This window comes from Streptomyces sp. NPDC027663 (genome assembly GCF_055566415.1).
The window spans coordinates 58,642-82,189 of record NZ_JBVHSK010000009.1 but is presented as its reverse complement, the minus strand read 5'-3'; the positions used below and the strand labels follow the sequence as shown (position 1 = coordinate 82,189).

General features: G+C 73.8%; 16 protein-coding genes and 1 pseudogene. 10 read left to right on the top strand and 7 right to left on the bottom strand.

The window, feature by feature from the left end; translation table 11 throughout:
• Window positions 1–239: 239 nt before the first annotated feature.
• On the bottom strand, window positions 240–1,877 hold the full coding sequence (locus tag ACZ4SF_RS23655; RefSeq protein WP_468387719.1) for an acyl-CoA dehydrogenase family protein: 1,638 nt from the start codon (window positions 1,875–1,877) through the stop codon (window positions 240–242).
• Between the two features lie 130 nt (window positions 1,878–2,007).
• Between ACZ4SF_RS23655 and ACZ4SF_RS23650 the strand changes: the two genes are divergently transcribed.
• A complete protein-coding gene (locus ACZ4SF_RS23650; RefSeq protein ID WP_468387718.1) occupies window positions 2,008–3,180 on the top strand; it encodes a YihY/virulence factor BrkB family protein in 1,173 nt (390 codons plus the stop codon).
• A gap of 181 nt (window positions 3,181–3,361) precedes the next feature.
• Here ACZ4SF_RS23650 and ACZ4SF_RS23645 read toward each other — a convergent pair whose 3' ends face one another.
• On the bottom strand, window positions 3,362–4,246 hold the full coding sequence (locus ACZ4SF_RS23645; protein WP_468387716.1) for a Rossmann-fold NAD(P)-binding domain-containing protein: 885 nt from the start codon (window positions 4,244–4,246) through the stop codon (window positions 3,362–3,364).
• 105 nt (window positions 4,247–4,351) lie between these two features.
• Between ACZ4SF_RS23645 and ACZ4SF_RS23640 the strand changes: the two are divergent.
• Window positions 4,352–5,287 (top strand): annotated as a pseudogene (locus tag ACZ4SF_RS23640) (cupin domain-containing protein); the annotation flags it as partial.
• A 312-nt stretch (window positions 5,288–5,599) separates the two neighbouring features.
• On the opposite strand, the gene ACZ4SF_RS23635 reads toward ACZ4SF_RS23640, so the two are convergent.
• Window positions 5,600–6,469, bottom strand: coding sequence for a DUF817 domain-containing protein (locus tag ACZ4SF_RS23635; protein ID WP_468387714.1), 870 nt, complete (start codon window positions 6,467–6,469; stop codon window positions 5,600–5,602).
• 259 nt (window positions 6,470–6,728) lie between these two features.
• Here ACZ4SF_RS23635 and ACZ4SF_RS23630 point away from each other — a divergent pair, with 259 nt between their 5' ends.
• The 4 genes from ACZ4SF_RS23630 (at window position 6,729) to ACZ4SF_RS23615 (ending at window position 10,693) form a co-directional block, all read left to right on the top strand.
• On the top strand, window positions 6,729–7,295 hold the full coding sequence (locus tag ACZ4SF_RS23630; protein ID WP_468387713.1) for a membrane lipoprotein: 567 nt from the start codon (window positions 6,729–6,731) through the stop codon (window positions 7,293–7,295).
• Between the two features lie 393 nt (window positions 7,296–7,688).
• Window positions 7,689–8,552, top strand: a complete 864-nt coding sequence (locus tag ACZ4SF_RS23625; protein WP_468387711.1) for an isocitrate lyase/PEP mutase family protein — start codon at window positions 7,689–7,691, stop codon at window positions 8,550–8,552.
• Window positions 8,549–8,827 carry a hypothetical protein gene (locus tag ACZ4SF_RS23620; RefSeq protein ID WP_468387709.1) on the top strand — a complete coding sequence of 93 codons (279 nt, stop codon included), beginning with the start codon at window positions 8,549–8,551 and terminating at the stop codon, window positions 8,825–8,827. Before ACZ4SF_RS23625 ends, ACZ4SF_RS23620 begins: the two co-directional genes overlap by 4 nt.
• Before the next feature lie 297 nt (window positions 8,828–9,124).
• On the top strand, window positions 9,125–10,693 hold the full coding sequence (locus tag ACZ4SF_RS23615; protein ID WP_468387707.1) for a carboxylesterase/lipase family protein: 1,569 nt from the start codon (window positions 9,125–9,127) through the stop codon (window positions 10,691–10,693).
• A 48-nt stretch (window positions 10,694–10,741) separates the two neighbouring features.
• Here ACZ4SF_RS23615 and mmuM read toward each other — a convergent pair whose 3' ends face one another.
• Window positions 10,742–11,662 carry a homocysteine S-methyltransferase gene (gene mmuM, locus ACZ4SF_RS23610; protein WP_468387705.1) on the bottom strand — a complete coding sequence of 307 codons (921 nt, stop codon included), beginning with the start codon at window positions 11,660–11,662 and terminating at the stop codon, window positions 10,742–10,744.
• Window positions 11,663–11,924: 262 nt separating this feature from the next.
• Here mmuM and ACZ4SF_RS23605 point away from each other — a divergent pair, with 262 nt between their 5' ends.
• On the top strand, window positions 11,925–13,691 hold the full coding sequence (locus tag ACZ4SF_RS23605; RefSeq protein ID WP_468388072.1) for a DUF2264 domain-containing protein: 1,767 nt from the start codon (window positions 11,925–11,927) through the stop codon (window positions 13,689–13,691).
• Window positions 13,692–13,817: 126 nt separating this feature from the next.
• Here the strand turns inward: ACZ4SF_RS23605 and ACZ4SF_RS23600 are convergent, their stop codons facing one another.
• The 3 genes from ACZ4SF_RS23600 to ACZ4SF_RS23590 form a co-directional block, all read right to left on the bottom strand.
• Window positions 13,818–14,402 (bottom strand): TetR/AcrR family transcriptional regulator, encoded by a 585-nt coding sequence (locus ACZ4SF_RS23600; RefSeq protein WP_468387703.1) that lies wholly within the window; start codon window positions 14,400–14,402, stop codon window positions 13,818–13,820.
• A gap of 178 nt (window positions 14,403–14,580) precedes the next feature.
• Window positions 14,581–17,475: a glycoside hydrolase family 2 TIM barrel-domain containing protein gene (locus ACZ4SF_RS23595; protein ID WP_468387701.1), complete on the bottom strand. Its 2,895-nt coding sequence runs from the start codon at window positions 17,473–17,475 to the stop codon at window positions 14,581–14,583.
• 115 nt (window positions 17,476–17,590) lie between these two features.
• Window positions 17,591–18,832, bottom strand: coding sequence for an ROK family protein (locus tag ACZ4SF_RS23590; RefSeq protein WP_468387699.1), 1,242 nt, complete (start codon window positions 18,830–18,832; stop codon window positions 17,591–17,593).
• A gap of 298 nt (window positions 18,833–19,130) precedes the next feature.
• Here ACZ4SF_RS23590 and ACZ4SF_RS23585 point away from each other — a divergent pair, with 298 nt between their 5' ends.
• The 3 genes from ACZ4SF_RS23585 to ACZ4SF_RS23575 all read left to right on the top strand — a co-directional run bounded on the left by ACZ4SF_RS23585 (window position 19,131) and on the right by ACZ4SF_RS23575 (window position 23,423).
• Entirely contained in the window at window positions 19,131–20,141 is a 1,011-nt protein-coding gene (locus ACZ4SF_RS23585) for a hydroxyacid dehydrogenase (protein WP_468387697.1), read from the top strand.
• Window positions 20,142–20,303: 162 nt separating this feature from the next.
• Window positions 20,304–21,668, top strand: coding sequence for a radical SAM protein (locus tag ACZ4SF_RS23580; protein ID WP_468387695.1), 1,365 nt, complete (start codon window positions 20,304–20,306; stop codon window positions 21,666–21,668).
• Window positions 21,669–21,941: 273 nt separating this feature from the next.
• Window positions 21,942–23,423 (top strand): cellulose binding domain-containing protein, encoded by a 1,482-nt coding sequence (locus ACZ4SF_RS23575; protein ID WP_468387693.1) that lies wholly within the window; start codon window positions 21,942–21,944, stop codon window positions 23,421–23,423.
• Window positions 23,424–23,548 lie beyond the last annotated feature (125 nt).

Here is a 23,548-nt window from a genome sequence, read left to right as displayed (position 1 = left end):
CTGAGACTTGACTCACGACGCATCACGCGTCCGCGGGCTCAACGGGGCCCCGGATGGTGGGGGTGGTGCCGTGTCGGCGCAGCACCACCCCCTTCCGCGGTGGTGCCGTTCGCGGCAAGGAACGCCGGCTTGCCGTGCGTCGGCGGTCGCCGGCCGGGGCGGGCCGGGCGCGGCCACCCGGCACAGCCGCATGCCAGGCGGAGCCCCGCGGCCCTGGGCCGGTCAGGCCGGCCGGCGCTTCACAGCGCCGGGCGGGCCCGGTCCACCACCGACTCCAGGTCCAAGCCCGCGGGCAGTGTGCCGAACGACGCGCCGTGGTCGCCGCCCAGGCGAGAGGCGCAGAAGGCGTCGGCCACCTCCGGCGGCGCGTGCCGCACCAGCAGCGAGCCCTGGAGGACCAGCGCCAGCCGCTCCACCAGCCGCCGGGCCCGGCCCTCGACGCCGGCCAGGTCGGCGAGTTCGCTGAACAGGTCCTTCACCGCCCGGTCCAGCCGGTGGTCGGCGCCGTGCGCCCGGCCGATCTCCGCGAGGCAGGCGTCCAGTGCGCCCGGCTCCCGCTGCAACGCCCGGAGCACGTCCAGCGCCTGCACGTTCCCGGCGCCCTCCCAGACGGAGTTCAGCGGCGACTCGCGCACCAGCCGGGGCAGGCCGGACTCCTCGACGTACCCGTTGCCGCCCAGGCACTCGGCGGCCTCCACGGCCACCGGCGCACAGCGCTTGGTGATCCAGTACTTGGCGGCCGGCACCGCGATCCGCAGGAAGGCACGCTCCTGTTCGCCGCCGTCGTCGTACGCGGCGGCCAGCCGCACGGCCAGCGTGGTCGCGGCCTCCGACTCCAGCGCGAGGTCGGCGAGCACATTGCGCATCAGGGGCTTGTCGACGAGCCTCCCGCCGAACGCCTCCCGGTACGTGCAGTGGTGCACGGCCTGCGCCACCGCCTGCCGCATCAGACCCGCCGAGCCGAGCGCGCAGTCCAGCCGGGTCGCGGAGACCATCCCGATGATCGTGCGCACCCCGAGCCCCTCCTCGCCGACCCGGCGCGCCCAGGTGCCGTCGAACTCGACCTCGGCGGAGGCGTTGGACCGGTTGCCCAGCTTGTCCTTCAGCCGCTGGACGAGGAAGACGTTGCGGCTGCCGTCGGGCAGGACCCGCGGCACCAGGAAGCAGGTCAGCCCGCCCGGAGCCTGCGCGAGCACCAGGAACGCGTCCGACATGGGCGCCGAGCAGAACCACTTGTGCCCGGTCAGCACGTACGTGCCGGGCTCCGCGAGGGGCTGCGCCGCGGTGGTGTTCGCGCGGACGTCGCTGCCGCCCTGCTTCTCGGTCATGCCCATCCCGAACAGCGCGCCCGGCTTCTGCCCGGCGGGCCGCAGCTGGCGGTCGTAGATCGTGGACGCGAGCCGGGGCTCCCACTCGGCCGCCAGTTCCGGATCGGTGCGCAGGGCCGGCACGGCTGCGTGCGTCATGGACAGCGGACAGCAGGTGCCCGCCTCGACCTGCGTCCAGACCAGGAACCCGGCCGCCCTGCGCACGTGCCCGGCCGGCCGGGTCCAGGCGCCGGTCAGCCCGGCCGAGACGCCCTTGCCGAGCAGCCGGTGCCAGGCCGGATGGAACTCGACCTCGTCGACCCGGTGGCCGTACCGGTCGTGCGTGTGCAGCCGCGGCGGGTGCTCGTTCGCCTGCGTCGCCCACTCCTGCAGCTGCGCCGAGCCGGCGGCCCGGCCGAGCGCGCTCAGCTCCGCGCGCACCTCGTCCAGGACGTCCGGGGCGGTGTGGCGGCCGACGGCCTCGGTGAGGGCGTGGTCGGCTGCGAAGACGTCGTAGCCGATCAGCGGAGGCGGCTGGTTCGTCACGGTGTGGGTGGAGGTGCCTGCCATGATTGCGAACCTACCCGGGAAGGCGGCGGTGATGGCCACCAGAGTGGCACAGGGACGCCGCCCGGCGCCCCGATGCGGTCACCTGCCCCGAAAGGTGAGGGCGGTCCCGTGCTGCGGATACCTTTGGGTCGTGCAGCCAGCAAGTGAACCCCCCGAGCGGCCGGCCGGTAGGCTCCACCGGGCCAGAGCCCTCTACCGGAACGTCTCCAAGCGCAGGACCGCCTGGCTGTTGCTCAAGGACACCGTCGACTCCTGCATGGAGTACCGCATCCTGGGGCTGGCGGCCGAGGCGGCGTTCTTCACGCTGCTGTCCGTGCCGCCGCTGCTGCTCAGCCTCATCGGGCTGCTCGGCTACGTCGACGACTGGACCGGCGCCGACACCATCCACAGTCTGGAGACCAACCTCCTGGAGGCCTCCCGGACGGTGCTGTCCGACAAGGGCGTGAAGGAGATCGCCGAGCCGATCCTGCACGACGTGATGCAGGGCGGCCGGCCCGACGTCATCTCCATCGGTTTCCTGTTCGCCCTGTGGTCCGGCTCGCGCGCGGTGAACGTCTTCATCGACACCATCACCGTGATGTACGGGCTCGACGGCGTCCGGGGCATCGTCAAGACCCGGATCATGGCGTTCCTGCTGTTCATCGTGGCGCTGCTGATCGGCTCGGTGGCGCTGCCGCTGATGGTGGCCGGGCCGGACGCGGTGGTGCGGGTGGTGCCCTGGTCGGAGACGGTCGTCCAGGTCCTGTACTGGCCGGTCGTGATCGTTCTGTCCATCGTCTTCCTGACCACCCTCTACCACGTCTCCGTACCGGTCCGCTCCCCGTGGATCGAGGACGTGCCCGGTGCCCTGGTCGCTCTCGGCATGTGGGTCCTGGGCAGCTTCCTCCTGCGCATCTACCTCACGAACACCATCGAGGGCGCCACGATCTACGGCTCCCTGGCCGCCGCGGTCGCCGTGCTGCTGTGGATCGGCGTGTCCGCCTTCGCCGTGCTCGTCGGCGCCGCGGTGAACGCGGCGATCGACCGGGTCTGGCCCGCCGCCGCGACGGCCGCCGCCCGCGAGGCCAACGAGCGGATTCGGGAGGCCCAGGTCGCCGAGTACGTCGCCCGTGCCGCCGCGGCCCGCGAGGCCGACCCCGACGACCCCGACATGCCGTCGGAGTTCCCCGAGCGCTGGTCCCGCTTCCTGCCCCCGGAGGACGTCACGGCCCGTCTCCGTACCCACGCGAAGAACCCCCACCACGCCCACCGGGGCAACGGGACCGACACGAGCAAGGGCGACACGCCACATCCGGAGCGGTGACGCCCCGGGTGGCCGGGGACGGGGCCGGGGCGGGGCGAGCCGGACCGGTGAGGCCCGTGGGCGGCCGGCCGGATCCGGACCGGTGAGGCCCGGGGCGGCCGGAGACGGACCGGTGAGCCCGTGGGCGGCCGGGGCGGGGCCGGAGTGCCCCGAGCGTGACCGGGGGTGGGCCGGGGAACCGTCAGCTCTTCCATGTGCCGGCCGCGGCGGCCTCCCGGACGAAGTCACCGAAGTCCCTCGGCTCACGGCCGAGCACCTGCTGCACGCCGGCCGAGAGGCGGGCGTTGCGTCCGTCGAGCAGGGACCCGAACAGCTCCACCAGGAACTCCGCCTCCTGCGGCGGCACCCCGAACCCGGCCAGCCGGTCACCGTAGGCCCGGGGCGCCACCGCCCGGTACGACAGCTCGCGCCCCGTCACCGCCGCGATCTCCGCGACCGCCTCACCGAAGCTCAGCAGCCGCGGCCCGGACACCTCCAGAATCCGTCCCGCGAACCGGTCCGCGTACCGTTCCCCCTCCGTGAGCACGGCCGTCACGACATCCGCGACGTCCCGCAGATCGACGAACGGCTCCTGGACCCCGCCGCCGGGAAAGACCAGTTCCCCGCTCTGTTCCAGTTCCTCGACCAGCGGGCCCTCGCTGAAGTTCTGTGCGAACCACGAGGCACGTACGACCGTCCAGTCCGCCCCCGAATCCGCTAGCGCCTGCTCCGCCGGCCGGGCCTGCTCCTCGCCACGGGCCGACAGCAGCACCAGCCGCCGTACCCCGAGCGTCACCGCCTCGCGGGCGAGAAGCCCGACCGCCTCCGCCGCGTCCGGCGCGCCCACGTCCGAGGGGTACACCAGGAAGGCCGCCTGCGCGCCCCGCAGCACTCCGTCCCACGTCGACCTGTCCCGCCAGTCGAAGCCATGCGCGCGCGTCGCGGCGCGTACCGTCAGTCCGGCCGCCCGCGCGGCCGCCGCGACCCGGCTCCCCGTACGACCGGTCGCGCCGGTCACCACCACCGTCGACACCTCGGTGCCCTGCGTGTTCGCCGTGTCCGCCGTGTTCTGCGTGTTCTGCGTCATGCCTGCCAGTCAACTGTCCGGCGGCGCAAGGGAACATCGCCGGACGGCTCGTTTCCATAAGCGTGCGTCTACGCTGACTCCATGGACGCTCCTCCACGCTCGGACATGCTCACGAGGGGCGACCCCCTTGCAGGCCTGCTGGACGGTCCACGCGCCCGTGGTGCGTTCATGATCCGGGCGTGTTTCGACCCGCCGTGGGCCGTGCGCGTGGCGGACCGGGCGCCGCTCACGGTGATGGTCATGGCCCGTGGCAGCTGCTGGATCACCCCGGAGGCCGGCGACCCGGTGCGACTGGGGCCGGGCGGCCTGGCGATCGCCCGCGGGCCGGAGCCGTACACCTGCGCCGACACCCCGGACACCGCCCCGCAGGCGCTGATCCTGCCCGGCGGAGAGTGCCGCTGCCCCGACGGCGGCTCCCTGAACGGTTCCATGGACCTCGGGGTGCGCACCTGGGGCGACCGCCCCGACGCGGGCACCGTGATGCTGATCGGCACCTACCTGATGCGCGGCGAGATCAGCACCCGTCTGCTCGACGCCCTGCCGCCCCTGCTGACCCTCCCCGCCGAGGTGTGGGAGTGTCCGCTCACCGCGCTGCTGACGGAGGAGATCGTCCGTGACGAGCCCGGTCAGGAGGTCGTCCTGGACCGCCTTCTGGACCTGCTCCTGATCAGTGCCCTGCGGGCCTGGTTCTCCCGGCCGGAGGCGACCGCGCCGGCGTGGTACCGGGCCCTGGCCGACCCGGTCGTGGGCCGTGCGCTGCGCCTGATGCAGGACGCCCCGGCGCACGGCTGGACGGTCGCCTCGCTCGCCGCCGAGGCCGGCGTGTCCCGCGCGGCACTCGCCCGGCGCTTCACCGGCCTGGTGGGCGAGCCCCCGATGACCTATCTGACCGGCCGGCGGCTCGCCCTCGCCGCCGACCGCCTGCGCGACACCGGTCTCACCCTGGACACCATCGCCGGCCAGGTCGGTTACGGCAGCGCGTTCGCCCTGTCCACGGCCTTCAAACGCGTGTACGGGGTGAGCCCCCAGGAACACCGGGCGGGGAACGCACGGCTCCGTGCGGAGGCTGCGGGACCGCCTGACGGCGGCCGAGGACCCGGCGAACACGCTGGAGGACACCGCCCTGGCCCTGGCGGCGCAGGCACCCGCCCCCGAACCGGTGCTGCGCCGGCTGGTGGAGCGCCTGGGCGAGGGGCGACCGGTCTCCGCCACGGCCGATGAACTCGGCGTCGGCGAACGCCGCTTGCACCGCCGCTGTCCGACCGCGTTCGGGTACGGTCCGAAGACCCTGGCCCGCATCCTGCGCCCGCGGCGCGCGCTGACGGTCATGCGGCCACCGCAGGCGGCGGCCGGTCAGCCGGTCTTGAAGGAATCGGACACCGGCGGCGGACGCCGGCCCGGCTCCCCGGACCCCGCGCGGTGCCCGGGACGCGCCCCCGCGAGGTGTTCGACGAGCACGAAGGTCACGCTGATCAGCAGGGACCAGGCGCCGAACTTGGTCAGCGGCACCGGCTGCCAGCCGCCGGTCTGCTGCGGGTAGCTCCAGGCGCCCGCGTAGGTCGCGGCGTTCTCGGCGACCCACAGGAAGAAGCCGATCAGCACGAAGGAGACGGCCAGCGGCATGCGGTAGCGGTGTGCGCCCACACTGAAGCCGACCCACGTGCCGGCGGTCGCGGCGGCCATCGCCAGCGCGAGCGGCCAGCGCAGGTCCGGCATCCAGTGATGGGTGAAGAAGTTGAGGTAGACCGCGGCGGCCACCAGGGTCGTGGCGGCGGCGCGATAGCGGGTGTAGTGCAGCCCCATCAGCCGCCGGGCCCGGCACACGTAACCGGCGACCGCCGCATACATGAAACCCCCGTACAGCGGCACTCCGGCGACCTTCGTGAGGGCGTCCTCCGGGTAACTCCACGAGCCCATGCGCACCTTGACCAGTTCGAACAGCAGGCCTACCCCATGGCACACGGCGATCACGACGGTGTCCCGCCCGGTCTCCCAGCCCACCCGGCGGGCGACGAGGGTGAGCAGGACGCCGTAGACCAGGACCAGGTCGTAGCGGGCGACGGGCAGCGGGGGCAGCAGCCGGGAGGCGCCGATGCCCGCCAGCAGCGCCACGGCGAAGGCACAGGCGCGGGCCTGGACCACCCCGAACCGCACCAGTTGCCCGAGCGCGTCCCCGAGTAGGTGCCGGAGTCTCCGCGTGATGTGCCGCTCCTCGTGCCGCATGCCCCCTCCTTCACGCCGACGGCGAGAGCCCCGATCCTAGAGGGGCAATTGAACGCGTTCAAATGCCTGGCGATCATGGTTCTTCAGGCTGGGGGCGGAGGCGTTGCGGGTCGGCGCGGCGGCAACGACGATCCGTGGTCCGGGTCGGGGGAGCGGCAGTTGGCGATGTGGCCGCCGGGTCGTGGCCGTTCGAAGGCGACGGGGCGACCGGCCCGAGCCGGCCCGGCCCCATGGAACACCTGTGCGGCACCATGGGCGCATGACCCGTCCCGTACGCGCCCTGCCGCTGTTCCTGCTCCTGCCCGCGCTCCTGACGGCGTGCGGCACCGAGAAGGCGGATGCCGGTGACACCGGCACGCCGACGCCCGGCGCCACCGGGCGGCAGACCACCGAGCGGAAGGCCGAACTCGACGAACGAGTGCGCGCGTTGGGCATCGCACCGGAACTCGTCTACGTCACCGACGTACCGGGCTTCACGCCGGCGCAGCAGTCCGTCGGGGTGAACGGGGACGACGGCTTCTCCGTCGCCTACTGGGCGCAGGGCGGTGCCGTCGTGCATCTCTACGCCGAGCGGGGCAGCGCCGTCGGCTGTCCCGACGGCTCCACCTGTGTGGCGCCCGCGAAGGGCCAAGTGGTGCGGATCGACGGCGAGAAGGTGTCGGCCGCGGTGCTCCGGAAAGCCGCGGACGCCGTCCACCGCCCCTCGCCCGCCGAACTCGCCGCACTCCTGCCCCCGGTTCCCACGGCCACGGCCCCGGTACAGCGTGGTGACCTGCCCTCCTACGGGGAGGGAGCGCCCGACAACAGCGTCCCCGAAGGCGGTTGAGCGGTCCCGCCCCGCCGGGGACGGGAAGGCGACGGCGGTGAACCCGTCCAGCGGCCGTTCGGGGGCTGTGGGCTCCTCGGTGTGCTCGGCCGTGAACGGGCCGGCGCCGGTAGCGGGTACCGGAGGTGGACGCGCGTTCGATGCGACCCTCGGTCGCCCCGCCGCGGCCGGCCGCGATCCGGTCTTGCCGAACCACCTGAACGGGGGGATCACCTGGGCGGGACGCTCGTCGAGTGACGTTTCTGCGGTGAACCGGATCCGCCATTGAGGTGAGTAAAGCTCGCATAGAAGGAAGGTCACGTGACTACCTAGAGATGCTCTTGTCTTGGCAAAGGGCGTCGAGACGCGTCGGCCCTCCGCCGCGCGTCACCCACCCACAGGAGGAGCCGGACCTTGACTTACGGTAAGAAGCTGCGCGAGCGCATCGCCGGGCCCGGGACCACACCGCTGATTGGCGTGTACGACATGTACTCGGCGTCGATCGCGGCCAAGCACTACGACGGGATGTTCGTATCGGGCTTCGGCTTCGCGGCCTCGTACTACGGGCTGCCGGACATCGGATTCATCGCCTGGCCCGACATGGTGGCCTTCGTCCAGCGGCTGCGGGGCGCCTTCCCGCACCACCACCTGCTGGTCGACATCGACGACGGCTACGTCGATCCCGAGGTCGCCTGTCACGTCGTCGAGGGTCTGGAGCGCATCGGCGCCTCCGGCGTGATCCTGGAGGACCAGAAGCGGCCCCGCCGCTGCGGCCACGCCGACGGCAAGCAGGTGCTGCCGCTGGAGGAGTACCTGGAGAAGCTGCACAAGGTCCTGGAGACCCGCAAGGACCTGGTCGTCGTCGCCCGTACCGATGCCACGGACGAGCACGAGATCCTGCACCGCGCCGAGCGGCTCGCGGCCACCGACGCCGACGTGGTCCTGGTCGACGGTGTGCGCAGCGTCGAGTGGATCGAGCGGATCCGCAAGGTCGTCGGCGACAAGCCGCTGCTCTTCAACCAGATCGCGGGCGGCAAGTCGCCCCGCCTCTCCCTCGGCGAACTCTCCGACCTGGGCGTCGACGTGGCGATCTACAGCACCCCGTGCCTGTTCGCCGCGCACGAGGCCATGGACTCCGCGCTCACCCATCTCAAGGCGGCCGACGGCCGGCTGCCGGAGGTGGACCCCGCGAGCGGGGTCGGCGTGAAGGCCTCCACCAGCCTGCTGGAGCGCAACATCGACCCTGAGCGGCTCACCCCCGAGGGCGTGGGCGTGTGAGCGGTGCCCTGCCGCGGCTCGGCGTGGCCACGGCGGTCGCCGCCGCGCTCCTCGGAGCCGGTGTCCTGCCCGCCGCCGCGTCCGGCAGCCTGATCACCGTGATCGACAACTCGCGGACGGACACCGACAATTCCGAGAACGACGCGATCGTCGAGATCGACCGCACCGGCAACCTCCAGACCGGCAGCGGAACCGCCGGCAGCGACCACGACGGCAGTGCCGTGGACGTGGTCGAGGCCTTCTTCGGTGCCGCCGGCCAGAGCGGGGAGGACTGAAGGACAACCGGACAGGACGACGGCCGGGCACCCCGTGCGGGTGGTGCCCGGCCGTCGTGGTGTCCGCAAACGCTCCCTGCCTCGTTCCTCCCCGCGCGTCTCGACACCCCTGCGCCTCCCGCCGCCGCGCCCGCGAAGCGACGGCGGGAGGCGCTCCCCCCGTGGCCGGGGTACACCGAACGGCCCAGCGAAAGGTCTGTGCACCGGAATACGACCGCGCGCTGTGGTGCTCTGATGTGAACGGCGTACATGCGCCCCTGCGCACGGCGCAGGACCGCGGCGAAGGGCTGGTGGGCGATGACGGCAGACCGGACGGACCCCCTGGTCAGAACGCCCCACGGGGTCGTACGCGGCCGCTACGAGCAGGGCATCGCGGTGTTCCGGGGCATCCCGTACGCCGCCCCGCCCTTCGGCCCCCTGCGGTTCCGCCCGCCCGCGCCGGCCGAGCCGTGGGACGGCGTGCGCGACGCCGGCGCCTTCGGGCCGACCGCCCCGAAACCGCCGTACTCCGAGGCGTTCGCCCAGTACCTCTCCGACCCGGTGATCCCCGGCGACGACTGCCTCAACCTCAACGTGTGGACCCCCGAGCCCGGACCCGGCGCCCGGCTCCCGGTGCTGGTCTGGCTGCACGGCGGCGCCCTGACCAGGGGCTCCTCCGCCGTGCCGGTGTACGACGGCGTCGCCTTCGCCCGCGACGGAGTCGTCTGCGTCTCCGTCAACTACCGGCTGGGCGTCGAAGGGTACGGACTGTTCCCGGACGCGCCCCCGAACCCCGGTCTGCGCGACCAGCTCGCCGCCCTGCGCTGGGTGCACGACTCGATCGGCGCCTTCGGCGGCGACCCCGACCGGATCACCCTGTGCGGGCAGTCGGCCGGCGCGATCAGCGCCGGTGTCCTGCTCGCGGCGCCCCGGAGCCGGGGCCTGGTCCGGCGGGCGGTGCTGCAGAGCGGGGCGCCCGAGATCGCGGACCGGGACAGGGTGCGGCGGATGGTGCGCCGTATGGCGGCCCGGCTGAAGGTCCCCGCCACCGCGGAGGCGTTCGCCGCCGTCGACCGCGAGCTGCTGCTGCGTACACAGGCCGAGGCGGGCCGGCTCAGCAGCCCGGTACTGGGCGGACCCGCTTTCGGCATCGTCGTGGACGGCGACCTGGTGCCCCGCGACCCGCTGAAGGCCCTGGTCGAGGGCGACGCCGCCCCGGGTGTGGACCTGCTCATGGGCTGGACCCGGGACGAGTACCGGCTGTGGCTGGTGCCCGGCGGGCTGGTGGAGCGCGTCGACCGGCTCGGCGCGGTGGCCCTGGCCGGGGCCATGGCCCGCTGCCGCACCGGCCACGACGTGCCCCGTGGCTACCGTGCCCTGCACCCCGACGCCGGTGCCGCCGAGATCGTGGGCCAGATGGTCACCGACCACCTGCTGCGCGTCCCGCTGCACCGGCTCGCCGACGCCCGCCCCGGCACCTCGTACCTCTACGAGTTCGCCTGGCCCTCCGGCCTTCCCGGCCTCGGCGCCTGCCACGCCCTGGAACTCGGCTTCGTGTTCGCCACCGGTGACGCGCCCGAGGCGAAGAAGCTGGCCGGTGAGGGCGCGCCGCAGGAACTGTGCGATGCGATGCACACGGCCTGGGTGCGGTTCGTGACGACCGGGGACCCCGGCTGGCCCGCCTGGGACGCCACGCATCCGGTACGGATCTTCGACGACGGCGCCCCGGACGTCGCACTCGGTCCACGGGACGCGGAAGTCGCGCTGTGGTCGACGGCAGCCGCCATCTCGCCGCCCCCACCGGCCTCCGTCCCCCGCGCCCCCGGCGCCGAACTCGCCGCCGCCATGCGCCGCCTGCGCCGCTCGGTGGGCACGCTGCGCCGGTGAGGGGCGAGCGGTCCACCGGCGGCCCGGCCGGCCGCCCGCGGGCGGAACTCACGCCACGGCGGTCGCGATCGACGCGATGGCGTCCGGCCCCACCCGGCAGCACCCGCCGATCAACCGCGCGCCCGCCACCCGCCACGCCGTGACCTGCGCCGCGCTGAACGTCGTACGACCGGCCCAGGCGCCCGCCTGCGCATCCCAGGACTCGCCGCTGTTGGGATAGACCACGACCGGCTTCCCGGTCACCCTGGCCGCGATCTCCGCGGCGGGCGCCACGTCCTGCGGAGCACAGCAGTTGACGCCGACCGCGATCACCTCGTCCGCCTCGGCGGCGAGGGCGAACGCCTCCTCCAGAGGCCGGCCGGCCCGCGTACGCCGGCCGTCGACCGTGTACGACAGCCAGGCCGGCACCCCCACCCCGCGCACCGCCCGCAGCAGCGCGGCCGCCTCGTCGGCGTCCGGGACGGTCTCCAGTGCGAGGACGTCCGGCGCGGCGGCGGCCAGCGCCTCGATCCGCGGCCGGTGGAACCGCTCCAGCTCGGCCACGCTCAGCCCGTACCGGCCGCGGTACTCGGAGCCGTCCGCGAGCATCGCCCCGTACGGGCCGACCGACGCCGCCACCCACAACGGCCGTGCGACGCCGCGGTCCGCCGCCTGCCGGGCAGCCTCGCGAGCCAGCTCCACGCTGAGCCCGAGCAGTCGCGTGGCCTCCTCGTGGCCGATGCCGCGCTTGCCGAAGCCCTCGTAGGTGGCCTGGTAGCTGGCGGTGATCGCCACGCTCGCGCCCGCCAGGAAGTAGGCGAGGTGGGCCTCGGTCACCGCCTCGGGCCGTTCGGCGAGCAGCCGCGCGGACCACAGCTGGTCGCCCAGGTCGTGCCCGGCCGACTCCAGCTGGTTGGACATGCCGCCGTCGAGCACGAGCGTCCCGGCGGCGAGGGCATCGGCGAGGCTGGGGGAGGTGTCGCTGGTCATGTCATGACGCTAGTCGAAGCGGAACGCGCACGGCCGGGGTGGCCGGCGGCGCCTCCCGGGACCGCTGCGCCGGCTGCAAGGCCGACGGTGTCCCCGTATCCGGCACCGTGAGGGGGAGCGGCTGGGACGAGACGCGCACAGGGGACCCTCCCGGCCCGCATCCGGCGCCCGTGACCGCGGTACGGATGGGGGGAGCCCCCAGGGTGCCCCGACCGGAACCGGGGTGCTCCGCGTCCCGTCAGGAAGGACAGCCACCGCCGTGATCGAACTGCCCGCCGACGACCGCGCGTCGAGCCCGTACACCGGCTACACCCGCGCCCACTGGGAGGCCGCCGCCGACGCGCTGCTCGCCGCCGTCGAGCCGTACGCCACCCCCGACCGTGCCCTCTACCACCTGCCCGGCAGGCATGTCAGCCAGTCCGGCCGGCTCTCCGACGGCCTGGAGGGGTACGCCCGCACCCTGCTGCTGGCCGCCTTCCGCCGCGACGAGAAGGCGCTCGGCCGGTACGCCGAAGGCCTCGCCGCCGGACCCGGCGGCGTCTGGCCGCGCATCAGGGACCGCAGCCAGCCGCTGGTCGAGGCCGCCTCGATCGCGCTCGCCCTGCGGCTGACCCGGCCGCTGCTCTGGGACCGCCTGGACGACACGGTGCGGCAGCGGACCGCCCACTGGCTGGCCGACGCGCTCACCGCGCGGCCCTGGCCGTGCAACTGGGAGCTGTTCCCGGTCACCGTCGGCGGCTTCCTCGCCGAGACCGGCCACCAGCAGGCGGCGGCGCGCAAGGCGATCGACCGCGGGCTGGAACGGGTGGAGGGCTGGTACCTCGGGGAGGGCTGGTACACCGACGGTGACGGCCGGAAGTTCGACTACTACAACGGCTGGGCCATGCACCTGTACCCGCTCCTGCACGCATGGCTGGCGGACGACGGCGAACTGCTCTCCCACTACGGCCGCCGGCTGTCCCGCCATCTCGCCGACTACGCCCACCTGTTCGGCGCCGACGGCGCCCCGCTCCACCAGGGCCGCTCCCTCACCTACCGCTTCGCGACCACCGCCCCGCTGTGGCTCGGTGCCCTGACCGGACACACCCCCCTGCCTCCTGGCGAGACCCGCCGCCTGGCATCCGGCACCCTGCGGTACTTCCTCGACGGCGGCGCGGTCGACGAGCGGGGCCTGCTCCCGCTCGGCTGGCTCGGCCCCGACGAGTCGCTCGTCCAGGACTACTCGGGCCCGGCCTCCCCGTACTGGGCGAGCAAGGGCTTCCTCGGTCTGCTGCTGCCACCCGGCCACGAGGTGTGGACGGCGCCCGAGGAACCGGCCCCGGCCGACCGCGCGGACGTGGCCCGTCCCGTCCCGGTCCCTAACTGGCTGCTGCAGTCCACCCGTTCGGACGGCCTGGTCCGGCTGCACAACCACGGCAGCGAGGAGGTCCGCTACGACCCCCACTACACCCGGCTCGCCTACTCGACCGCCACCGCACCCGTACCGTCGTACGACAACAGCGTGATCGTCGGAGGTGATCCGAGCCGTACGGAGATCGAGCCGCTCGGCACCGGCGAGGGCTGGATCGCCTCCCGCCACACCGTGCGCGCCGGGATCACGGTCACCAGTGTGGTGGCCGTCCGGGGAGCGGTGGAGGTGCGGGCCCATCTGGTGGCCGGCGCGGCGCCCGGAACTCCGGTGCGGGTGACGGGCTGGCCGGCCGGGAAGGGCGTACGGGCCGAACTCGTCCCGGTGACCGGCCTGGCGTCCGACCTGACCGGTGCGACGGCCGGGCCCGGCCCCACCCTCTTCGTGGCGCTCGCGCGGCTCACCGGGGACCCGGATCCGCTGCCCCTCCCCGGCCTGGTGTCCGTGGCGGTGCAGGAGCCCGGCGCCGCTCACGCCGGCCATGAAGTGCGTGTGACCTGGGCGGCGGGCCCGGAGGCCGTCTTCCGGTTCACGGCGCCGGACGGGCGGTCCGCAGGGCCGTCGTGGTCGGTGACGCCGGTGGCACCTCATCACGAGGGCACTCGAGAACTCCGCACGTGACCGCCGGGCCCGCGAGAGTCCCGTGCATGACCGCCGGGCCTGCGTGGCCCCCATCGGGGCGCCCGGCCCGGACCGGACCGATCCGGAGCGCCGGACCGCTGCCGTTGACGTCGTGATGAGGTGTGTTCAGTCCTCGTTCTTCGCGTCCCGGGGCCAGTGTTCGAGGGCGATGTGCAGGGCGTCGACCGCCTTGTCCCAGGAGGCCTGTACGTCCCGGTCCGCACCGAAGCCGCCCGCGCTCTCCAGGACGCAGTAGCCGTGGAAGGTGCTGCGCAGCAGGCGCACCGCGTCGGTCAGGTCCGGCTCCGCCAGGCCGTAGGCGCGCAGCATGCCGTAGGTGATCTCGCCCGTGCGGCGCAGGGCGGGGGAGTCGGCCACCAGAGTCTGGTCGATGCGGATCTGGGTGGCCGCGTACCGGCCCGGATGCCGAAGGGCGTACTCCCGGTAGGCGCAGGCGAACGCCGTCAGCGCGTCCCTGCCGGCCCGGCCGGCCACGGCCGCCGCGATCCGGTCGATGAGTTCTCCGCCCGCGTGCAGCGCGAGCCGGGTGCGCAGGTCCTGCAGGCTGCGGACGTGCGAGTACAGGCTCGCGTCCTTGACTCCGAAGTGCCGTGCCAGCGCGGAGATGCTGACGTTGTCGAAGCCGGCCTCGTCCGCCATCTCGGCTGCGGCCGCCACCAGCCGCTCCACGGTGAGCCCCGCCCGGACCATGCCTCGCCTCCTGGGTCGCCCAGGGGAAATCCTAGATCACCTAGGAGGGGGGAGCGTCAACCGGTGTGCGTGCCGGAGTCGCTTCGCGGTGCGGTTCGTTCCCCGCGGCCCCGCGGGAAGACGCCCGTCCGGACGACCGCGGCCGGCCGGGCGAGGAGCCGGCCGGCCGCGGTGAGCGTCAGCACTCCTCGGTGCCGGCCGCCGTGGAGAAGACGAACGAGAACTCCGCCGGCTCGGCCCTCAGGTGGTACTGGGGCAGCGGGGCCGGGCCGCAGGACTGGGAGCCGATGCCGTGCTGGGCGTGGTCGAGGTTGACCCAGACCCCCGCGGCGGCACCGCGGTCGGTGGCGGCGCCGGGCACCAGGTCGGTGCGGTGCCCCGCGGCGTCCAGCTGCTCGGTGGTCCACCGGCGGGCGGTGAGGAAGAACGCCGGGTCGCCCTCGATGCGCAGGCCGCCCAGCTCCGCCCAGCGGACGTCGATCCGGGCGCCGTTCTCCTGGGGACGGACGTACGGGGTCTGCATCTCGTCCACGGTCGACTGCCAGCGGCCCACCACCGCCGCCAGCCGGGTGTCGGGGTACGCCTCGCCGGGGCCGCCGCCGTACCAGCGCACCCGGCCGGCCGCGGGCAGCCCGAAGCGGATGCCGAGGCGGGGCAGCGGGACGGTCCAGTCGCCCTCGGGGGTGGTCGATACGGTGAGCCGGAGCCGGTCGCCGTCCGACGTCCAGCGGTACACCGCCGACAGGCCCAGCTCGCGGGCGGCCGGAGCCACCCGGGTGCGGACCGTCAGCGTGTCCTCGTCCACCTCCACCGCGTCCAGGCGGTGCCGCATCCGGTGCAGGCCGAGTTTGCGCCACAGCAGCCCGTGGCGCGGGTCGCTCTGCCAGGCGGCACCGTCGTCGTTGTCCGTGGTGGCCCGCCACACGTCCAGACGCAGACCGGTGAACGGCACCTCGCCGACCGCCCGCAGCGCTCCGGTGCGGGCGTCGAAGACGGCGGGGCCGAGGCTGATCACCCCGTCGCCGGGGGCCGGCCGGGCGGTCGCGGCGACGTACGGCACCCGGCGCTCCGACACCGGGATCTGGCCCCAGGCGACGACATGGTCCCGCGGCGCCCATGCCGTGTCGGACGCGAGCACCGCCCGGACGGTCCAGTGGGCCTCGCCGGCCGGCGCCCCGGCGGGTACGGCAGGCAGCTTCACCTCGGCCGACTCGCCGGGCGTCAGCGCGGGCACCGGCAGGGTGCCGGACGCCACCGGCTCGCCCTCGACCTCGTACGACCAGGTGAAGGCCAGAGCCGACAGGCCGGCGAAGTCGTACTTGTTGGTCACCCGGACCGTGCCGTCCGCCGCGTCGCCGGTGAGCGCGACCGGCTCGATCACCTTCTTGAACTCGAGCAGGCCCGGGGAGGGCTGCCGGTCGGGGAACAGCAGGCCGTCGCAGACGAAGTTGCCGTCGTGCAGCTCCTCGCCGAAGTCACCACCGTAGGCGTAGCCCAGCTCGGGGTGGGCGATGCCGTGGTCGATCCACTCCCAGACGAAGCCGCCCTGCAGCCGGTCGTGGCTCTCGAAGAGGCGCTGGTAGTCGGCGAGCCCCCCGGGACCGTTGCCCATGGCGTGCGCGTACTCGCAGAGCACGAACGGGAGTTCGCGACGCCTGCCGGGCCCGCCGTCGAGGCCGCGACCGATCCGCCCGACCTCGGCATGGCCGGCGTACATCCGTGCATACATGTCCGTGTCACGGCAGTTGTGGTCGCCCTCGTAATGGATCAGCCGGGAGGCGTCGCGGCCGCGGATCCATTCGGCCATCGCGGTCAGGCCCCGGCCGGTGCCGGCCTCGTTGCCGAGCGACCAGACGACGACCGACGGGTGGTTCTTGTCCCGCTCGACCATGCGGGCCGCCCGGTCCAGCAGGGCCGGCGTCCAGCGGTCGTCGTCCACGGGGTTGTCCCGCCAGCCCTGCTCGGTGAAGCCGTGCGTCTCCAGGTCGCACTCGTCGATCACCCACAGCCCGTACTCGTCGCACAGGTCGAGGAAGGCCGGGTGCGGTGGGTAGTGGGAGGTGCGCACGGCGTTGATGTTGTGCCGCTTCATCAGCAGCACGTCCTCGCGCATGGTCTCCAGGTCCAGCGCGCGGCCCCGCTCGGGGTGCCACTCGTGCCGGTTGACGCCCTTGAAAAGCAGCGGGCGGCCGTTGACCTTGATCAGGCCGTTCGACAGCTCGACCGTCCGGAAGCCGATGCGCAGCGGCACCCGCTCGCCCTCGGTGGCCAGCACCCCGTCGTACAGCTTCGGCGTCTCAGCCGTCCAGGGCGCGGCCGGGACGGTCACCGGCTCGCCGGTCGCGATGTCGATGCCGAGCTCCGGGACGGAGACCCGGCCGGGCACGTCGGAGTCGACGCGCAGGGTGCCGGTGCCGGCCGGACGGTCGTAGGAGGCGTGCACGAAGAAGTCCAGGACGCCGCCCGCGGGGCGGTGCAGCAGGGTGACGTCCCGGAAGATGCCCGGCAGCCACCACTGGTCCTGATCCTCCAGGTACGAGCCCGCCGACCACTGGTGCACCCGGACCGCGAGGACGTTGCCGCCGGATTCGAGCAGGTGCCCGACCGCGAACTCGTGCGGCAGCCGGGAGCCCTTGAACTCGCCGAGTTCCGTGCCGTTCAGCCAGATCCGGGCGCAGGACTCCACGCCGTCGAACCGCAGCACCGCCGCGCCGTCGGCCGGCCAGTCCGCGGGCAGGTCGAAGACCCGCAGATGGTCGCCGGTCGGGTTCTCGGTCGGCACCCGGGGCGGGTCGACCGGGAAGGGGTAGAGGTGGTTGGTGTAGATCGGGGTGCCGTGCCCCTGGAGGACCCAGTGGCCGGGGACCTGGATCTGTGCCCAGTCGCCGGCGTCGTAGCCCTTTCGGGCGAAGGAGTCGTCCTCGGCGTCGGCCGTCTGCGACAGCCGGAACCGCCAGCTGCCGTTCAGGGAGAGGGACTTGGCGTCCGAGGTGGCGTACCAGGCGCGGGGCGGCAGCGCCCCGGAGCCCGGTGAGACGTCCTCGACGTAGTCGACGGGATGACGGAAAGACATCGGTCTCCTCGCTCAGCCCCTGACGCCGGTCCGTTTGCTCCCCGGCACCCGCCGGTGCCGGGGGAAGCGGGTCACGACAGCAGGGGCAGGACGGACATGGCGGTCGCCATGAGGATCAGGTGATGGTCGACGGTCTGGTCGGTACGGGGGTGGCGGTACGGGTGCGCCGGCCGACGGACCGCAGCGCACCCTCCAGCGCGAACGTGGCCGCGCCGAGGGACACCGGGTCGGTGGGGATGGGGGAGAGGACGATCTCCGTGGCGGCCAGCGGCCGGCGCAGGGCGTGCCGGGCGACGGCCCTGCGGACCTCGGCGAGCAGCGGCTCGCCCAGCCGGGACGCGACCCAGCTGCTGAGGACGACCACTTCGGGGTTGAGGAGGTTGATCAGGTCGGAGAGGCCGGCGCCGAGGTGGCGGGCGGTGGCCCGGACGACCTCGAGCGCGACCGGGTCCCGGCCGGCGACGGCCCAGGCGAGTGCGTCGATGGTGGCCGTCTGGTCCGCCGGGTGCAGCAGCGGCGACCGGGGGCTGAGTTCACGCAGGTTCTGCATGATGCCGGGCGCGCCCACGTACGTCTCCACGCACCCGTGGTTGCCGCAGCGGCACAGCCGCCCGTCCGGCACGAGCGTGGTGTGCCCCCACTCGCCGGCGCTGTTGCTCACCCCCCGGTGCAGAGCGCCGCCGAGGGCCAGACCGGCGCCGACGCCGGTGCCGAGGTTGACCACCACGGCGTCCTCGCGGCCCCGGGCCGCCCCGAACCACAGCTCGGCCACCGTGCAGGCGCGCAGCGGGTTGTCCATGTACAGCGGCCAGGGGATGTGTTCGGCGAGCAGGTCGAGCAACGGTACGTCGTGCCAGTCCCAGTTGGGCGCGTACGCGGCCACTCCCGCGTCCCGGTCCACCTGGCCGGGCACGCTCACGCCGACGCCCAGCACCCGGGCCGCCGCGACGCCTGCCTGGGCGACCACCGAGCCGACGGCGTCGGCCACGTGCTCGACCACCTGCTCGGGCCGGCTCTCACCCGGCCGCACGTCCTCGTCGGCGCGGGCGAGCACGCCCAGGGTCAGGTCGAACAGTTCGACGTGGACGTACGTCTCCGCGATGTCCACGCCGATCAGCGCGCCGCCCGACGGGTTGACGGCGACCAGGCCGCGCGGCCGGCCCCCGGCCGAGTCCTGGAACCCGACCTCGGTGACCATGCGGAGGTCCAGCAGTTCTCCGACGAGCGTGGCGACCGTGGCCAGGCTCAGCCCGGTGGCCGCCGCCAGCTCCTGCCGGGAGGTGGGAGACGCGGCGATGATCTGGCGCAGCACCTCGTAGCGGTGAGCGGTGCGGATGTCACGCGAGGTGCGCTTCACGCGGCTGCCCTCCCCTCCCGTGCGGGCCGGACCGGACCAGAGCGGGCCGGGGCGGCAGGGGCACCGGCACGGGCGTCAGGCTATGAGCCTGCGCCGGCTTTCGACAAGGGTTGGGAAAGGGGCTGGAGAAAGTCCCGCCCGGGCGGCTGCCAGTGGCCGAGGAGGTCCCGCACGAAGGCGTCGGCGGACGCTCCCGACGTCCCTCCCGGAGGGGCTGCGTGTCCGTTGACCCTCTCAACTGCGGCGACCTACGGTAGAAACCGATTGCTGCCAGCCGCCGAGCCGGAGGATCACGTCCTTGACCGAGCGCCCCGAGGCTTTGCTCGCCATGTCGGCCCAGAACGTGCCCCACCTGTTCCCGCCGGAGCTGCTCGCGCGGCTGGGTGCGTGCGTGGAACTCGACCCCGCCCTGGTGGCGCAGGACTTCACCGGTGCCCGGGTGCGGGAGACGCTGGCCCGCACCGAGATCCTCATCACCGGCTGGGGCTGCCCCCGTCTGGACGCGGCCGTCCTGGACGCCGCCCCGAAGCTGCGGGCCGTGCTGCACGCGGCCGGCTCGGTCAAGGGGTTCACCACTGCCGAGGTGTGGGAGCGGGGCATCACCGTCTCCTCGGCCGCCGCCGCCAATGCCGTGCCCGTCGCCGAGTACACGCTCGCCATGATCCTGCTCGCCGGCAAGGACGTCTTCGCCTCCCGTGACCGGCTGCGCGCCGGGCGCGCGGCCCACCCCTACGGCGAGATCGTCCCGGGCGTCGGCAACCACGGCCGCCGCGTCGGTGTCGTCGGCGCCTCCCAGGTCGGCCGCCGCCTGATCGAGCTGCTCCGCCCGCACGACCTCACGGTCGCGCTCGCCGACCCTTACGTGGACGCGCCGGAAGCCGCCCGCCTCGGCGTGGAGCTGCTGCCGCTGGACGGCTTGCTGCGCACCTCCGACACCGTCACCCTGCATGCCCCCGAGACCGCCGAGACGCGTCATCTGATCGGCGCCCGCGAACTCGCGCTGATGCCCTCCGGCGCGGTGCTCGTCAACACCGCGCGCGGTGCCCTGGTCGACCACCGGGCGCTGATCGCGGAACTGAGCACCGGGCGCCTCAGCGCCGTCCTGGATGTCACCGACCCCGAACCGCTGCCCGCCGACTCCCCCCTCTACGACCTGCCGAACGCCTTCCTCACCCCCCACCTGGCCGGCTCCCAGGGCAACGAGCTGACCCGCCTCGGCCGCACCGTGGTGGAGGAGGCCGAGCGGCTGGCGGCGGGCGAGGAACTCCGGTTCGCGGTCGACTACGCGGCGCTGGCCCGGACGGCGTGACGGCGGAGAGCGGGAGAAGCGGACCCGTGCCTCACCGGGCACAGCCCACCGGGACCGCCGTACCGGAACACATCGCGCGGCGGGCGGGGACCCGGCACGGCCGAGCCGGTGGCGGGGGCATACGGTGAGAGGCGTACGCCTGAGCCGGGAGGAGACAGACGGATGGGCAGTCGTACCGCGCTGGTCGAGGATCTGATGGAGCGGTTCCCGCAGGTGCCGCGGGAGGCCGTCTTCAAGGAGGACCTGCTCCGGGGCGGTGTCGCCTTCGACGAATCCGCTCTCAGTGATACCGCCAACGAGGCAGCCGGGGACGTCAAGCCGAAGTCCTACTTCATCTTCTCCTTCGACCACGGCACCCTGCCCGAACTGGGCGAGGCCGCGCTGCGCCGGCCCCCGGAGGAGATCATCCTGACCGGTGGCCCGTACGACCTCAGGCGTACGGTCGTCTCCGTACGGGTGAACCCCGCCTCGCCGTACCGGGTCGCCGCCGACGAGGAGGGGCTGCTCGGGCTGTACCTCGACGGCAAGCGCATCGCCGACGTCGGGGTGCCGCCGATGCCCGAGTACTACCGGCACACCCTCTCCAACGGGAAGTCCGTGATGGAGGTCGCCCCGACCATCCAGTGGGGCTACCTGATCTACCTGACCGTCTTCCGGGTCTGCCAGTACTTCGGCGCCAAGGAGGAGTGCCAGTACTGCGACATCAACCACAACTGGCGCCAGCACAAGGCCGCCGGACGGCCGTACACCGGCGTCAAGGACGTGGAGGAGGTCCTGGAGGCGCTGGAGATCATCGACCGGTACGACACCCAGAAGGCGTCCACCGCCTACACCCTCACCGGCGGTGCCATCACCAAGACGGTCGCCGGCCGGGACGAGGCCGACTTCTACGGCCACTACGCCAAGGCCATCGAGGAGCGCTTCCCGGGCCGCTGGATCGGCAAGGTCGTGGCGCAGGCGCTGCCCAAGCCGGACGTGCAGCGGTTCAAGGACTACGGCGTGCAGATCTACCACCCCAACTTCGAGGTGTGGGACCGGCGGCTGTTCGAGCTGTACTGCCCGGGCAAGGAGCGGTACGTCGGCCGGGACGAGTGGCACCGGCGCATCCTGGACTCCGCCGAGGTGTTCGGGGCGCGCAACGTGATCCCGAACTTCGTGGCGGGCGTGGAGATGGCGGAGCCGTTCGGCTTCACCACCGTCGACGAGGCCATCGACTCCACCACCGAGGGCCTGCGCTTCTTCATGTCGCACGGCATCACGCCCCGCTTCACCACCTGGTGCCCGGAGCCCACCACCCCGCTCGGCAAGGCCAATCCGCAGGGCGCGCCGCTGGAGTACCACATCCGGCTGCTCCAGGCCTACCGGCAGACGATGGACGACTTCGGCCTGTCCTCGCCGCCCGGCTACGGCCCGCCCGGCCCCGGCCGCGCGGTGTTCTCCGTCAGCTCCTTCATGGACAGCCTGCCCGCGGACGAGCAGGCGGAGGGGACGGCCGACGGGACGGCGGGGGCGCCGGCGCGGGTGTGACCGGGCCGCGGGCGGGACCCGTGCGGGGGCTCGCCCTCGCGCCCGAGGACCCGCCCGGGCGGTGAACCGGGCTGCGCCCGCATCCGTACCAGAGGCCGGAGCCGGGAGTTCGTCGCGGCGTGCACCCGTTCCGGCACCCTGGGTAACCGGATCTGAACAGGCCGCTTGTCAGTTGTGTCGGCGACGTGAAAGGCTCTGTGCCCTGCCGCGGGGTTCCTCGCAACTTCCTTTTTCCCGTGGGGAGTTGACCTCGCTCGTGGATGCGGGAGTGCCATGCCCGACCTGCCGACCCCCCAGGACGACTCCGAGGCCGTGCTGTTCGCGGAGTGCTGGGACGCGGTGCTCTCGTACGCGGATCTGTGCACCTCCGGGTCCCTGACGGCTCACCAGCTGGCGACCGAGGCGTTCACACTCGGCATGCGCGAGGTCCGCGCCGCCGCGCGCACCCATGTGCGCGGCGCCGGCCGTCGCACGGCGCGGCTGCCGACGATCCCGGCGCTCCTCACGGCCGTGCGCGGCACCGCCGCCGCCTGGGAGGCCGACGGGCAGGGGCACAAGCTCGACCCCGACCTGAGGCTGTGGCTCAACTCGGAGAACGCCGCCCGGTTCTCCGGACCGCCGCTGCGGCGCCCGATCGCGCTGCGCGGCCTGCGCGACATGCAGGAGGCCGATGCCGCCCTGCTGTGGCTGGCCGAGGTCGAGGCGCTGCCCCTGCCCACCGTGGCCCGCAGGCTCGGCCTGGACCCGGCCATCGTCGCCGGCGAACTCGACCAGGTCCGCACCCTGTTCCGGGACCGCTGCCACCGCGCCCACCTCGACTCCCCGATGGACGCGCAGTGCCGCAGCTACGCCCGTCTGCTGGACGCGGTCACGCGCTCGCCCGTCGCCGAGACCCCCGGCGACCTCTCCCGGCACCTCGCCACCTGCGTGCAGTGCGCCGAGGCCGCCGCCTGTCTGCGCCTGCACGGCGGCGGACTGCCCGCCGCCCTGGCCGGCGGGGTGATCGGCTGGGGCGGCCTCGCCTACCTGGAGCGGCGCCGCCGCGCCACCGAGGTCCGGCTCGGCGCGGGCGGCCCGGGCACCCACGACCCCGACACCGCGGACCCGGAGGAGGGCGCAGGCCGCACCAAGGTGCTGCGCCGCGGCCTCGCCGCCGCCGCGGTCCTGCTGTCGGCGCTGGCGCTCGGCGCGTCGCTGATGCCCTTCGACGGCTCCGGCGGCGACACCGCCGCCGCCCGTGACGAGCGGCAGCCGGTCGCCGACCCGGGCGTCCCCGGCATGGACGCCGGCCCCACCGCGACGCCCACCTCGTCCACCACCCCCTCCCCGAGCAGGACCAGGCGCGCGCCCCGCGGGACGAAGCCCGGCCCCGAACCCCAGGGCACCTCCTCCGCCACCCGCCACGCACCCCGTACGAGCGCCCCCGCCACCACGCGGACCACCGCCTGCCGGGTCACCTACGACATGGCCAGCCAGTGGACCGGCGGCTTCCAGGCCACCGTCACCGTCGTCACCGACCGGGCCCTCACCGGCTGGCAGGTGTCCTGGACGTTCCGCGACGGCCAGCGGGCCGGCCATACGTGGGATGCCACGGTCCATCAGAACGGCCCCCGCGTCACGGCCGTCGCCGCCGACTACAACAAGACGGTCGCCGCGCACGGCACCCTGTCCTTCGGCTTCATCGGCACCTGGCAGGACACCAACCGCGACCCGTCCGCCTTCACCCTCAACGGCAGTCCCTGCGCGACCGATTGACACAGGGCGGAGCACGAGCCGCGGCCGGCGCGGGCGGAGGACCTCCGGCCGCGCGGAATACGCTTTGACACACGGCCCCGCCCGCGGGCTAGAGTTGCCGGGCACGCCGAGGTGGCGTGCGCACA